Genomic DNA, 14,292 nt, shown 5'->3' with positions numbered 1-14,292 from the left:
AATATTGAAATAAAACCAGAGAATCTGGTGACCAGCAGGCGGCATTGGTGTAATTTGTTTATAGCTGCTTTCAACAATTGAAGGCAGCAAAGACAAGGAATACCAACAACATATAAAGGTATTTGGAGAGAATAGAAGCACATGTCTGAGCAGCCTGTTAACGACGTTGAAAAAAAGGGCGTTCCTACCGCACCGCCGATGGAACTGGATGCCGAATTGGTTCTTGAGCCCATTCCAGAGCAACCACAAGACCCGACCAAGATCGCCATTGAGGAACGTTTACCAGAAGAAATTGATCTGGGCGATCCTGAACTGTATTTCAACCGAGAGTTAAGTCACCTGCAATTCAATGCCCGTGTGCTTGAACAGGCCATGGATGAAAACCACCCAATTCTCAACCGTTTGATGTTTTTGTGTATTTTCAGCTCCAATATGGACGAATTCTTCGAAATTCGTGTCGCTGGATTAAAGAGCCAACTGGAATACAGCCGCGAGAAAAACGGCCCAGACGGCATGCACCCGAAGAAGGTGCTGAATCTAATCAGTGAACATGCCCACAAATTAGTACGTCGCCAATATCGTATACTCAATGACATCATCTTCCCTAAATTAGCGGAAGAGAATGTGCAATTTATTCGCCGTACCCTATGGACAGACAAACAATCCAACTGGGTACGTCGCTACTTTAGAGATAATGTACTGCCTATTATCAGCCCGATTGGCTTGGATCCAGCGCACCCTTTTCCTAGGCTGGCAAACAAAACCTTTAACTTTGTGGTTGAACTAGAAGGACGCGATGCCTTCGGCCGTGAAAACGGACTGGCAATTGTGCCAGCACCAAGCTCCTTACCGCGTTTGGTGAAACTGCCTGACGATGTCAGTGAAGGCGGCGACAACATGGTCTTCCTGTCTTCGATTATTCACGCTCACGCTGATCAATTGTTTCCTGGCATGACGGTCAAAGGTTGCTACCAATTCCGACTCACTCGTAACGCCGATTTAGAAGTGGATTCCGATGATATTGGCGTGGATTTAGCGGGTGCGCTTCGAACCGAATTACAAAGCCGCCATTATGGTAGCTCTGTTCGCCTCGAGATTGCAGAAAACTGCCCAGACCATATTGTTAGCTCCCTACTCAAGCAATTTGACCTTGAGCAACAAGATTTATATCAAATTGACGGACCAGTGAACCTAAGTCGTTTAATGGCCGTATTAGAGTTAGTCGATCGTCCTGATTTGATGTACTCGCCTTTCTCTCCTGGCTTACCAAGAAAGCTAGCGAGCGCAGGTGGACTATTTGAAGCAATTCGTCAGCGCGATTACCTATTAATGCACCCGTTCGAGAGTTTTTCGCCTGTTATCGACTTATTAAGCGAAGCTGCGAAAGACCCGAACGTGGTGGCAATACGCCAAACCCTTTACCGAACGGGTGCTCGCTCTCCTATTGCTAACGCCTTAGTCGAAGCGGCTCGAAATGGTAAAGAAGTAACGGTCGTTATTGAGCTACGCGCTCGCTTTGACGAAGCAGAAAACCTGGCCTTGGCCAGCCGACTTCAAGACGCTGGCGCCATTGTGGTGTACGGTGTCGTGCGTCATAAAACCCACGCCAAAATGATTTTGATTGTGCGTCGTGAGGGTAACAACCTTACCCGTTATGTGCATTTAGGCACAGGTAACTATCACGCCGGTAACGCTAGGCTGTACACGGATTACAGCTTCATGACGTGCAACAAGGAAATCGGTGATGACGTGCATCGGGTTTTCCAGCAACTGACCGGAATGAGTAAAGAGCTGAAGGTGAAAAAGCTTCTGCATGCTCCTTTTACACTCCGTAATCGTCTGCTGGAAATGATCGACCGCGAAGCCAAAAATGCGCAAAACGGCGATCCATCTCGCATCATTATCAAGGTCAACTCTTTGACCGAGCAGAAGCTGGTTCAGGCCTTGTACAAGGCATCACAGGCCGGTGTTAAGATTGATTTGATTGTGCGTGGCATTTGTACTCTTCGCCCGGGCATTAAAGGCATTTCATCGAATATCCGAGTACGCAGTATTATTGGCCGCTTTTTAGAACATACTCGTGTTTATTACTTCTACAATAATCGTAACCCTGCCGTCTATTTGTCCAGTGCCGATGGCATGGATCGCAACCTCAATAACCGAATTGAAGTCGCCTTCCCATTGCAGGATTACAAACAAGTACGTCGAGTGAAGAAAGAGTTAGAATATTACTTAACAGACAATACACAGAGTTGGATTTTACAAAGTGACGGTTCCTATCAATTGTCTAAACCAAGAAAAGGGGAATATCGCAGTGCACAACGTGCCCTGTTGAGTGAACTGGCTGATAGCACACGACAAAGCTAGCCTTTTCAAGGTCCACTAAAACAAAAAAACCAGTTCGATGAACTGGTTTTTTTTTCGTCTTACTGACGGTTAAGCGAGATTTTCTGGCCCGAACGAAAAGGGCAACAACTCATTCATGGTCAATGATTTGCGAACCCCTTCTGGCCCACAAATGTGGATCACAGTGTCCACAGAAGAAAATTCTCGAATACGCTGACGGCAGCCGCCACAAGGTGTTACCAATGCATCCCCTTCACCTATGACGTAGATTTCTTTAATCTGTGTCTCACCGTCACGAACCATGGCAGCAATTGCCCCAGCTTCCGCACAAGTTCCTTCTGGGTAAGAAGCATTTTCTACATTACAGCCAGAATACAGCTCACCAGATGCCGTCAGAATCGCGGCACCAACCGTAAAATGAGAGTACGGCACATAGGCTTGGCTCATCGCGGCTTTAGCAAGATCAAACAACTGCTTGCTTTGCTTTGCATCCGACATATTAAGCTCGCTCTTTCACGTAGGGTCGACCAATCGCTTTTGGACCCACAGCTTTACCGATGAAACCAGCAAGAAGCAGTACCGTTAAGACATAAGGCAAGACTTCAATGGCTTGAACTGGCACTTCACCAACACCTGGCAATACTACCCCTTGCATGCGCACCGCAACCGCGTCGAGGAAGCCGAATAGCAAACAAGCGAACAACACTGGTACTGGACGCCATTTACCGAAGATCAGCGCAGCAAGCGCCATATAACCTTTACCTGCACTCATGTCTTTCAAGAAGCCCGCATTATGTGCCGTCGACAGGTAAGCCCCGGCCAAACCACATAAAATACCACACACAATTAAGGCTCTGTAGCGAATGAAAGCAACCGAAATACCGGCCGTATCAACCGCATGTGGGTTTTCACCCACAGCACGTAAACGTAAACCAAAACGGGTTTTATACACCACCCAAAATGTCATCGGCACCATTGCAAACGCTAAATACACCAAAATATTATGGCCACTTAACAATTCGGAATAGATCAAACCAATCACAGGCACATCCGCTAAGGCGTCGGCAAATGGCAGGGTAATGGATAGGAAACGCGCGTCACCTGACAAAGTGGGTGTTTGCCCCCCCATACCAAACCAGTCCATAGACAAGGTAACCGTTAAACCTGCGACAATCGTATTAATGGCAACACCAGAGACAATGTGATCACCACGGTGCGTAATACACGCAAAACCGTGGATCATTGCCAACGAAATGGATGCCATGATACCAAAACATAAACCAATCCAAGCAGAGCCAAAAATAGCCGCGCCTGCCGCCGCCGCAAAAGCACTGCCCAAAATTTTACCTTCCAGACCAATATCTACGATGCCCGCACGTTCTGAATACAAACCAGCCAAAGCAGCAAAGATCAGTGGTGTCGACACTCGCATGGTCGCGTCTAACATAAGTATTAATGTTTCAAACATAATGGTTCCCCTACGCTACCGCTCTGCGAATAAAAAAGCCTTCAATACGATCTTTAAACATATGTTCAAGAGCACCAGAGAAGAGAATCACCAAACCTTGAATCACAACAACGATCTCAGGTGTGATGGTCGGGATTTCAAATGCTAACTCAGCACCACCTTGGTACAAAGCACCAAACAGAATCGCCGCTAGCACAATACCAATAGGATGATTACGCCCCATCAAGGAAACCGCGATACCTGCAAAACCATAACCGGCGGTGAAGTTCAGCAACAGGTTGTGGTTTACCCCCATGATTTCATTAATGCCGACAAAACCGGCTAGACCACCGGAAATCAGCATCGCCCAGATAGTCACCTTGGCGGTATCAATGCCCGCGTAACGCGCCGCAGTCGGATTGGTGCCCAAAGTACGCAATTGATAACCCCAGCGCGTGTGCCAGATCAATCCCCACACAAACACACAGCAAATCAAGGCGATGATGAAGGCTAGGTTCAATGGTGAATCACCAATATCAATGCCCAGAGGCGACAAGAGCTCATGCAAGTAAGGTAACCAAGCGTTTTCTTCAAAGGTTCGGCTGTTAGGCGCCATACGACCGTCTTCTTTTAGCCAGTTCACAATCAAATAAACCATTAAAGAAGAGGCGATGAAATTAAACATAATGGTAGTGATAACGATGTGACTGCCACGACGCGCTTGTAAATAAGCCGGAATGTAAGCCCATGCTGCACCAAATACTGCCGCACCAATAATGGCCAATGGCGCAATAATATACAGCGGCATCGTGTGATCGAGCGCCAGACAAACTAATCCAACCCCCAAACCGCCAATATATGCCTGACCTTCACCACCGATATTGAACAAGCCACCTTTAAAGGCAACAGAAACGGCCAATCCGGTGAAAATAAGGTTGGTCGCATAATACAGCGTATAACCAATCCCTTCGTCATAACCGAACGCACCGTAGACCAAATACCCAGCCGCCTCAATCGGGTTCTCACCAATCGCTAGAATCACCAAACCAGAGACAATAAAGGCCAATAAAATATTCAAAAAAGGAATCAGCGCAATGTTTACCCAAGCTGGCACTTTTGCTTCACTCATGCTGATACTCCTTGCTCTTCTTTGTTGTAGGCATTTGCCATCATCAGACCAAGGGTTCGTTCATCCGCGTCTTTAGCGTCAAGTTCGCCAACGACTGCACCATCAAACATCACTATGATGCGATCACTCAGTGCCATAATTTCATCCAATTCTACTGACACAAGCAAAATGGCTTTGCCTGAGTCTCTCAATTTAACAATTTGTTCGTGTATGTTTTCAATCGCACCAATATCGACGCCTCGTGTCGGTTGACCGATCAACAACACATCTGGATTTTGCTCCACTTCACGAGCAATAACGATTTTTTGCTGATTACCACCAGAGAAATTCGCGGTTTTTAGATGCGGATTAGGCGGACGCACATCCCAATCCGCCATACGCACCTTACACTCCTCTAACATGGCGGTATGATCCATTAGAATCTTACCGTTATAGGAAGCGGAGTTATGGTAACCAAGGACTGCCGCTTCATAAGCCTCAAAGCCTGTAACAAGCCCCATCTTATGACGATCTTCTGGCACATGCGCCATTTTTAAATCACGCATTTGCGCCGCATCTTTTGGTGCTTTAGCGGTAATGGTTTGACCTGCAAACTGTATTTCGCCTTCGCTCATCGGTGTGATGCCAGATAAGACGTTGAGCAATTCACTCTGACCATTACCCGACACACCAGCAATGCCTAGAATTTCACCCGCACGCAATTCCAAGCTGACTTCTTTTAGGCGTTTTACACCTTGGCCATCAAATTGCGTCAAATTCTTCGCGGAAAGGAAAACGTCACTCGGTTGAGCGTCGTCTTTGTTAACCGTTAAACGGACTTTCTTACCGACCATTAATTCAGCCAACTCTTCCGTATTGGTGTGCTGAGTTTCACGGTGCGCAACCATTTCTCCCTGACGCATGACAGAGATGTTATCCGTCGAGGCCATGATTTCACGCAATTTGTGGGTGATTAACAGTACCGTAACCCCCTGCTCTTTAAGGGATTTCAAAATACGGAATAAATGATCCGCTTCTTGCGGTGTTAACACCCCAGTTGGCTCATCCAATATCAAGATGCGAGCACCGCGATACAAAGCCTTTAAGATTTCCACTCGTTGCTGCAAACCAACCGGAAGTTCTTCAACGATTGCGTCTACATCAATGTCTAAGCTGTACTCTTTCGCTAGGCGTTGAAGCTCCACCCGAGCGGCAGTCAAACCACCTTTTAGTAGCGCACCGCCCTCTGTCCCTAAGACAACATTCTCAAGCACACTAAAATTTTCCACCAACATGAAGTGCTGATGCACCATGCCGATGCCAGCATCAATCGCGTCTTGTGAACTACGAATATCAACTCGTTTGCCGTCTACTTCGATGAACCCGGTATCGGCTTCATAAAAACCATAAATGATACTCATCAAAGTGGATTTACCCGCACCGTTTTCACCAATAATGCCGTGAATGGTACCAGCCGGAACTTGTAAGCAAATGTCTTTGTTGGCCTGAACGGCACCAAAGCGTTTGCTGATATCTCGCAATTCTATTGCGAATGGCACTGTATTATTCGTCATATCAAAAAGTTATTCGTCTGCTTAAATTGGAACGCTTAGAGCAAGACTCTAAAGCGAGAGCACCTTCTGGCACTTTTAATTCGTCTCTCTGAATATTCAGCAAAACACTGATCACAGAGCTTTGCTGATTACACACTCACCTGCCAAGGCATTATGAGTGAAATACTTTACGCAAAAAAAACAGTTGCCCGCATTAGCGGACAACTGTTTTCATCATAACTTAGTAGTTACAAGTGTTGTCTGACATGTAGTCATGCACCTGGATATCACCGCCGATAATTTTACCACGGATATCTTGGATTTTAGATTTCATGTCAGCCGTGATTAGGCTCGCGTTGTTATCATCAAGCGCCCAGTCAACACCGCCTTCAGCCAAACCTAGAACCACAACACCTGGCTTCCAAGAACCGTCTGCAGCGCTCTTGTAAGTGTTGTATGCGGCTAGATCGACACGCTTAACCATGGATGTCAGCATAGTACCTGGCTGCAAATGGTTTTGGTTAGAATCGACACCGATCGCCAATTTACCTTCGTCTTTCGCCGCTTGGTAAACACCGATACCTGTTCCGCCTGCCGCTGCGAAGACAACATCAGCACCTTTAGAGAACTGGCTCTTCGCAAGCTCAGAACCCTTGGTTGGATCGTTAAATGCCGCACCAGTAGAACCCGTCATGTTCTGTAAAACCGTTGCATCTGACGTCACATATTTCACGCCTTGCTCGTAACCACAACCAAATTTACGGATAAGAGGAATATCCATACCACCAATGAAACCCACTGCATCGGTTTTAGATGCCATGGCTGCTAGCGCACCAACAAGGAAAGAACCTTCGTGCTCTTTAAACACGATAGATTGAACATTTGGTAGATCAATCACACTGTCGATGATGCTGAAATGAATTTCTGGGAAGTCTTTCGCTACTTTTTCAACAGCAGAAGACATGTTGAAACCAACGGCAACAATAGGAGAGTAACCACGTTTTGCTAAACGACGAAGACCCTGTTCAACCTGAGCCTCGTTCTTTGGCTCAAATTCACGAATTTGTATACCTGTTTCAGACGTGTACTTTTTCACGCCATTGTATACGCCTTCGTTAAAAGACTTATCGAATTTACCCGCTTGGTCATATACTACAGCTGGATCAGCTGCTTGAGCCATGCTTGCAGAGATGGCCAACGCCGTTACTGACGCAATAAAGACACCTTTCATTCCTATTCCTCTTTTTATGTAATTAATCTAGGCAATACAACCTTGCCTAACTGGTCAAAAATAAACCTATTCAAACAATACCGCAACGAAATATGCACATTTTAATCAAGGTTTTTGCGCAAATCCCGAGAGGCACCCGAAAAACTTCTCTTTGATTGACGAAATCAAACTAATTTACAGCAATTCTTGTGCCTAAATTGAACAAAGAGTCAGGTTTGGCATTTTGCACAATACACCGTACTACGTTGCGCCTGACGAACTTCCGTTAACACCTGCTGGCATTGGGTACATGGCAAACCAGCCCGGCCGTACACTGCCAGCTCTTGTTTAAAATACCCAGGCTTACCATCCCCACCGACAAAATCTTTCAATGTCGTGCCACCTTGTTTGATCGCATTGGCAAGCACTATTTTAATGCACTCAAGCAATTTCCGCATTCTAACTTTGGAAATATTCCCTGCCATACGCGTTGGACGAATACCCGCCATAAATAGGGCTTCATTCGCATAAATGTTGCCAACGCCCACCACCACCTTACTGTCCATCACGAAGGTTTTAATCGGCACTTTACGACCTTTGGCTTTGGCATAGAAATAATCCAAATCAAAGGCATTAGACAAAGGCTCGGGACCAAGGTGACTCAACAAGTCATGCTGTAACCAATCTTCAGTAGTCCATAAAATGGCACCAAAACGACGAGGGTCCGTATAACGCAACCATTGATCCACACCCGCAATCTGAAAATCCACATGATCATGAAACAAGGGCGGCGTATTAGCTGGTACAAAATACAAGCTGCCTGACATGCCCAAATGGATAATCATGGTGCCTTTTGCCGTATGAACACCTATGTATTTACCGCGACGCGATACCTGCACCACTTCCTGGCCTAAAATATCTTGGCTTAACTCAGGCGTAATCAACCAGCGTAATTGTGGCTGGCGAATATCTATTTTTGCGATTTTCTGCCCCACCAAATGCGGTTCAATACCGCGCATCGTGGTTTCCACTTCAGGTAATTCAGGCATCTCTACCCCCAAGAAAAAGACGGATAAAACACTGACCAAACGAACAAAGTATATCTACTAGATACAAAAAAACCGACTCAATGAGTCGGTTTTTTTGAAGAAGTCAAAAATTACTTAATTTTCGCTTCTTTGTACATTACGTGCTTACGTACTACAGGATCAAACTTTTTCATTTCTAGTTTGTCTGGAGTATTACGCTTGTTCTTGTCAGTTGTGTAAAAGTGACCAGTACCAGCGGAAGATACCATGCGAATAAGATCGCGAGCGCCTTTAGAAGCCATGATTCAGATCCTTATACTTTTTCGCCGTTGGCACGAATTTCAGCAAGAACTGATTCAATACCTTTTTTATCGATAATACGCATACCTTTAGAAGATACACGTAAACGGATGTAACGGTTTTCGCCTTCGACCCAAAAACGGTGCCAGTGAAGGTTTGGAAGAAAACGACGTTTAGTACGACGCTTTGAGTGAGAAACGTTGTTACCTGTAACAGGACGCTTCCCAGTAACTTGACATACGCGAGACATAATTAAATACCTTTTGCTATCCAGAAATTATTGGAAGTGTGCTTCACTTCCTCAGGCGGAGCATGGTTCCGAATAAACCAAAAATATCCCGTACCGAGGAATAGCGGCGCGGATTTTCCCATAACCTAGCCCATTGAGCAAATCTTTTGTTAAAAAAATGATCAATTCTACTTTTTTGCTAAAGCAGGGAGCGCTGGAAAGCGCTGCGTATTAATTGTATTAATTCCGCATGAATGTCCTGTCTCGTTCTTCCGCCGACGTCATCACACAGTCGATCTTCTTCGCCAATTTTTTTAAGAAACGCTTTTGCCCCGTCCCTACATTCAGGCAAAAAACTAAAATGTGTGGCGTCTAAAACATGATCCAATTGACCATTAGGTAGCGCTGCAGATAAGGCTGTTGCATCAACCGATACGGGCACGTTTATCGAACGCCCGAGATTAATAAAATACATCGACCTATGATTATTTCGCAAGCGACTCAACTCAAAAGCCTGCGCCATAGATGGATCGACTAACACGGCCGCCCGGACTCTAGCATCTAAATTCGATTGTTCGAATTTGCCTTTATCAGTGGATCTAAGCTCAAACGGAGGCATATCAACTTGTTTTCCATCCACATACCCTATTAGCGAATCAAACCAATGACAATCGGCCATAGAAGGATATTTATCACAATAATGAACATAGTCATCTAGATTCAATTTTGCGCCAGCTAAAGACAGAGCAGCCGCCCCTCCTAAAGAGAACCCTAGGACACCGATTTTCGTAGAATCAAGATGATCACGTGACGACCATGTGTCAGTCAGAAAAGTCATCACCAAGGCAAGGTCATCCGTACGCTGCCATAGTTTAGGCGTATCTATCGGTGTGGAATCTCCTGTCGTCGTACCTGGATGATTCGGTGCCGCGACAATAAAACCTGACTGTGATAATTCAGTCGCCAGCCACGCCATACTATCGTTATTGGAACCTGACCCATGAGACATGACGAGAAGAGGATAACGACCGGAGGCAATAGGCCCTTCTTTTAATACCCGGCTCCCTTTAAAGATACGATTTGTATCAGTCATAATGGGTGCGTCCATTGCCGAAGACGGATACCAGACTTTAATCGAAACATCTTCTTGTCTAGAAGGTGAATATACCACCAAACTTTGCATTCCAACGGAACGATACTCATCCGCTAAAACAGAGCCTGAGACACTAACTAAAATTACAACACACAAATTCACCAGTTGCTGGACACTCATCACATCACCTAAAACCTTATTGAAAGATAATGAGATACTAGAAAAACTCGGAAAAAATACGTCCTATTTCACAATCAAGGACGTACTTTATGACATAAAACTCAAACCAAACCCCGTTCAGCCAAGGAAACAGGCAAGCCATCTCCCACCACAAAATGATCCAATAAGCGCACATCAATCAGTTCTAACGCCGATTTAATTCGGCTCGTAATACTGATGTCAGCTTGACTGGGTTCCGCGACACCACTGGGGTGATTATGAGCAATGATGACCGCGGCGGCATTATGTTGCAGTGCGGCTTTCACTACTTCTCTAGGGTAAACAGCGGCGGCATCTATGGTGCCGAGGAAAAGTTCTTGGTAACGGATCAGGCGATGCTGCGAATCCAAAAACAACACAGCAAAGATTTCTCTTTGCACATGACGTAACTGTGACGATAAATAGCTACGGACCTGTTCTGCACTGGAAAACACCGCCTCTCGCATCAGCTGCTCTTGCAAATGACGCTTCGACATTTCCAACACGGCTTGCAATTGGGTGTATTTCGCATCCCCTAACCCAAAGCCTTGGCAAAACTCTTCTCGACTGGCTGACAGCAAAGCGCGTAAACCGCCAAAATGCTGTAACAGTTGTCTCGCCATTTCGACCGCACTTAAACCATGAGACCCAGTGCGTAAAAAAATCGCCAGCAGCTCTGAATCTGAAAGAGCCCCAGCACCATGATGGATAAGTTTTTCGCGGGGACGATCCTGCTCTGGCCAGTGTTTAATACTCATGATCTACTCCTTGATCCATGATAATCTTGTGGTATTCGGCTTCCTGCCTACAAAACTAACCATATAGATCACTGAACGACTTGAGAAGTTTTTTATGTCAAACCTAGCGGCAAAACGTATTTTATTAGGTATTACTGGCGGCATTGCCGCTTATAAAAGCATTGAATTAATTCGTTTTCTGACGAAAGCTGGTGCGGACGTTCAAGTAGTATTGACAGAAGGTGCCAAAGCCTTCGTAACGGAAATGACGTTGCAGGCCATATCAGGTAAGCCGGTGAGAAGCACGTTGCTCGATCCGACGGCCGAAGCCGGTATGGGTCACATAGAGCTCGCCAAATGGGCCGACATGATTGTCATTGCCCCTGCGTCAGCCGATTTTATGGCACGCTATGCCCAAGGCATGGCCAATGATTTATTGACCACGCTTTGTTTAGCCACCGAGGCACCTGTGCTAATTGCCCCAGCGATGAACCAAGCCATGTGGCGACACCCAGCCACTCAAGCCAACGCCACCACCCTGACGCAGCGTGGTGTCTTAAGTGTGGGACCAGCCGAGGGCGCGCAAGCCTGTGGTGACATTGGCCCGGGCCGTATGAGCGAACCTGCGGACATTTTCTCCAATGTGAATGACTATCTGGCGGCGAATGGCAAACCACAAGATTTAACAGGCCAGCATTGGGTGATTACCGCAGGGCCAACCATGGAAGCCATCGACCCTGTACGTTATATCAGCAACCACAGTTCTGGTAAAATGGGCTATGCGCTGGCTCAAGCAGCCCAACGGCGCGGGGCTAAGGTCTCATTAATTTCTGGACCTGTGGCCATCTCGGCTCCTCAAGGTGTGACGTTAGTGAAAGTAAAAAGTGCTGACGACATGTTAGCAGCTTGCCAGCAAGCCATGACGCAAAAAGCCGATGTCTTTATCGGTGCCGCGGCGGTGGCAGATTTCAAAATGAAATCCCAAAGCGGTCAAAAAATGAAGAAGCAAGCGGACAGCAATGAACTGCAACTGACCTTAGTGAAAAACCCAGACATTATCGCCACGATTGCCGAGCAACAAGGTGCAAATTGTATGGTGGGCTTTGCCGCTGAGACGCAAGACGTGATCGCCTACGCGAAAAGCAAACTTGAACGCAAAGGCTTAGATATGATCATTGCCAATGACGTGTCACGCAGTGACATCGGTTTTAATCAAGACGAAAACCAAGTCACCGTGATCAGCAAAGATCAAACTTGGTCACCAGAAAAAGCCAGCAAACAACAACTGGCCATGCAACTGGTGGAACATATTTACCAACACATTCAATCCTCATAAGCAGATTAAGAGACACACATGAAACAAGCTATTCAACTAAAAATCGTTAACGATAAAATTGGTAACGACATTCCATTACCAACTTATGCCACCGAAGGCTCAGCAGGGCTGGATTTAAGAGCCTGCTTAGATAAGTCCATTGAACTGGCACCAGGCGAAACCACTTTATTACCAACCGGGCTGTCCATTTACATTCAAGACCCAAATCTGGCCGCGACTATTTTGCCGCGCTCTGGTTTAGGTCATAAACACGGTATCGTGTTAGGCAACCTAGTTGGCCTGATCGATTCAGACTACCAAGGCGAGCTAATGGTGTCTTGTTGGAACCGTGGCAACACCAGCTTTGTGATCGAGCCTGGTGAACGTGTTGCACAGCTTGTTTTACTTCCGGTTGTACAAGCAGAATTTGATATCGTGACAGAATTTGAAGAGACCGAACGCGGCGCTGGCGGTTTCGGTCATACCGGCACAAAATAAAAACCACATTAAAAGGGTGAGTAAAACTCACCCTTTTTCTCTTGCTGACCAGCCTAGCTCAACCATCTTCAACCCTTGTCCAATTTTTTACTTTCATAAGTCAGTAATTGGTAATTTTCATACATTTTTCTGTAGTTAATCCGCCAAGTTCACGTTATTATTTCAACCCTAAGTGGTTGCTTACACTCGTTATCCGCCTTGTATGTCATCGTTTTCACATAGCGGAGTAATATTTTAATGCTGGATATCTAGCTCTCTTCCAATTTACTGAACTAGATAACAGGCAACCTTGTCGTTTGGCTAACAGGAGTAATTAAAACGTGGCTTTTTCTCGTGAGTCTGCTTTAGATGTTGCTAAGGTTTTGAGCGAATCTCTACCTTACATTCAACGCTTTGCTGGTAAAACATTGGTCATTAAATACGGCGGCAACGCCATGACAGATGAAACACTGCAAGCTGGATTTGCTCGAGACATCGTTTTAATGAAAGCCATCGGTATTAATCCAATAGTGGTACACGGTGGTGGCCCACAAATCGGTGATATGCTGGCAAAACTCAACATTGAGTCAAAGTTCATCAATGGTATGCGCGTTACCGACACGGCGACAATGGACGTAGTGGAAATGATCCTTGGCGGTCAGGTCAACAAAGAAATCGTTAACCTCATTTGTGAAGCTGGTGGTAAAGCCATTGGTATCACAGGGAAAGACAGCCACTTCATCAAGGCCAAGAAACTTTTTGTAAAGCAACAAGCAGAAGGCGCAAGCGCACCAGAACAAGTGGACATTGGTCATGTTGGTGAAGTCGCCAGTGTCGACACCAAATTCCTCAAACTGTTTGAAAGCAGCGATTTGATCCCTGTCATTGCGCCTATCGGCGTAGATGAAGAAGGTCATGCCTATAACATCAACGCGGATTTAGTGGCCGGTAAGGTAGCCGAAGCCGTCGGAGCTGAAAAACTGATGTTGCTGACAAACATTTCGGGGGTTCAGGATAAACAAGGCAATGTCTTAACTGGGTTAAGCACAGCGCAAGTTGATGCCTTGATTGCTGACGGCACTATCTATGGTGGCATGCTACCAAAGATCAGTTGTGCTTTATCCGCTGTAAATTCCGGTGTGACTAGCGCGCATATTATTGATGGTCGAGTACCTCATGCTACGCTATTAGAAATCTTTACCGACACAGGTGTCGGCACATTGATCTCTAACACCAAAGCAAGTGCTTAAT

The 14,292-nt window shown here is 45.9% G+C and carries 14 protein-coding genes; 4 read left to right on the top strand and 10 right to left on the bottom strand.

The genetic code is table 11. The features are described from left to right. The first annotated feature begins 141 nt into the window (after positions 1-141). The gene (ppk1, locus tag OA79_RS06630; RefSeq protein ID WP_082825400.1) at positions 142-2,367 is read left to right on the top strand and encodes a polyphosphate kinase 1; all 2,226 of its coding nucleotides are present in this window, start codon (positions 142-144) and stop codon (positions 2,365-2,367) included. A 69-nt stretch (positions 2,368-2,436) separates the two neighbouring features. Here the strand turns inward: ppk1 and OA79_RS06625 are convergent, their stop codons facing one another. From OA79_RS06625 to radC, 10 genes are all read right to left on the bottom strand, one after another. Beyond that, positions 2,437-2,844 carry a cytidine deaminase gene (locus OA79_RS06625; protein ID WP_063332445.1) on the bottom strand — a complete coding sequence of 136 codons (408 nt, stop codon included), beginning with the start codon at positions 2,842-2,844 and terminating at the stop codon, positions 2,437-2,439. A 1-nt stretch (position 2,845) separates the two neighbouring features. Further along, positions 2,846-3,814, bottom strand: coding sequence for an ABC transporter permease (locus tag OA79_RS06620; protein WP_063332444.1), 969 nt, complete (start codon positions 3,812-3,814; stop codon positions 2,846-2,848). Between the two features lie 10 nt (positions 3,815-3,824). Then, positions 3,825-4,922: an ABC transporter permease gene (locus tag OA79_RS06615; RefSeq protein WP_063332443.1), complete on the bottom strand. Its 1,098-nt coding sequence runs from the start codon at positions 4,920-4,922 to the stop codon at positions 3,825-3,827. Then, the gene (locus tag OA79_RS06610) at positions 4,919-6,475 is read right to left on the bottom strand and encodes an ABC transporter ATP-binding protein (protein WP_063332442.1); all 1,557 of its coding nucleotides are present in this window, start codon (positions 6,473-6,475) and stop codon (positions 4,919-4,921) included. Before OA79_RS06610 ends, OA79_RS06615 begins: the two co-directional genes overlap by 4 nt. A 220-nt stretch (positions 6,476-6,695) precedes the next feature. Beyond that, positions 6,696-7,685 (bottom strand): BMP family lipoprotein, encoded by a 990-nt coding sequence (locus tag OA79_RS06605; RefSeq protein WP_063332441.1) that lies wholly within the window; start codon positions 7,683-7,685, stop codon positions 6,696-6,698. Between the two features lie 209 nt (positions 7,686-7,894). Next, positions 7,895-8,713 carry a bifunctional DNA-formamidopyrimidine glycosylase/DNA-(apurinic or apyrimidinic site) lyase gene (mutM, locus tag OA79_RS06600; RefSeq protein WP_063332440.1) on the bottom strand — a complete coding sequence of 273 codons (819 nt, stop codon included), beginning with the start codon at positions 8,711-8,713 and terminating at the stop codon, positions 7,895-7,897. A 110-nt stretch (positions 8,714-8,823) separates the two neighbouring features. Beyond that, positions 8,824-8,994, bottom strand: coding sequence for a 50S ribosomal protein L33 (gene rpmG, locus OA79_RS06595; protein WP_011978459.1), 171 nt, complete (start codon positions 8,992-8,994; stop codon positions 8,824-8,826). 11 nt (positions 8,995-9,005) lie between these two features. Continuing rightward, complete coding sequence (rpmB, locus tag OA79_RS06590; RefSeq protein ID WP_063332439.1) at positions 9,006-9,242, bottom strand: 50S ribosomal protein L28; 237 nt, start codon at positions 9,240-9,242, stop codon at positions 9,006-9,008. Positions 9,243-9,420: 178 nt separating this feature from the next. Continuing rightward, positions 9,421-10,494 (bottom strand): alpha/beta hydrolase family protein, encoded by a 1,074-nt coding sequence (locus OA79_RS06585; RefSeq protein ID WP_063332438.1) that lies wholly within the window; start codon positions 10,492-10,494, stop codon positions 9,421-9,423. A gap of 101 nt (positions 10,495-10,595) precedes the next feature. Continuing rightward, complete coding sequence (gene radC, locus OA79_RS06580; protein ID WP_063332437.1) at positions 10,596-11,270, bottom strand: RadC family protein; 675 nt, start codon at positions 11,268-11,270, stop codon at positions 10,596-10,598. Between the two features lie 94 nt (positions 11,271-11,364). Between radC and coaBC the strand changes: the two genes are divergently transcribed. The 3 genes from coaBC (at position 11,365) to argB (ending at position 14,291) form a co-directional block, all read left to right on the top strand. Further along, positions 11,365-12,585, top strand: coding sequence for a bifunctional phosphopantothenoylcysteine decarboxylase/phosphopantothenate--cysteine ligase CoaBC (gene coaBC / locus OA79_RS06575; RefSeq protein WP_063332436.1), 1,221 nt, complete (start codon positions 11,365-11,367; stop codon positions 12,583-12,585). Between the two features lie 18 nt (positions 12,586-12,603). After that, a complete protein-coding gene (dut, locus tag OA79_RS06570) occupies positions 12,604-13,062 on the top strand; it encodes a dUTP diphosphatase (RefSeq protein ID WP_063332435.1) in 459 nt (152 codons plus the stop codon). A 320-nt stretch (positions 13,063-13,382) separates the two neighbouring features. Next, positions 13,383-14,291 carry an acetylglutamate kinase gene (gene argB / locus OA79_RS06565; protein ID WP_063332434.1) on the top strand — a complete coding sequence of 303 codons (909 nt, stop codon included), beginning with the start codon at positions 13,383-13,385 and terminating at the stop codon, positions 14,289-14,291. Position 14,292: the final 1 nt, after the last annotated feature.

This window comes from Marinomonas sp. TW1 (assembly GCF_001625355.1).
GTDB lineage: Bacteria > Pseudomonadota > Gammaproteobacteria > Pseudomonadales > Marinomonadaceae > Marinomonas.
This window is presented reverse-complemented; position numbering and strand designations above follow the sequence as displayed.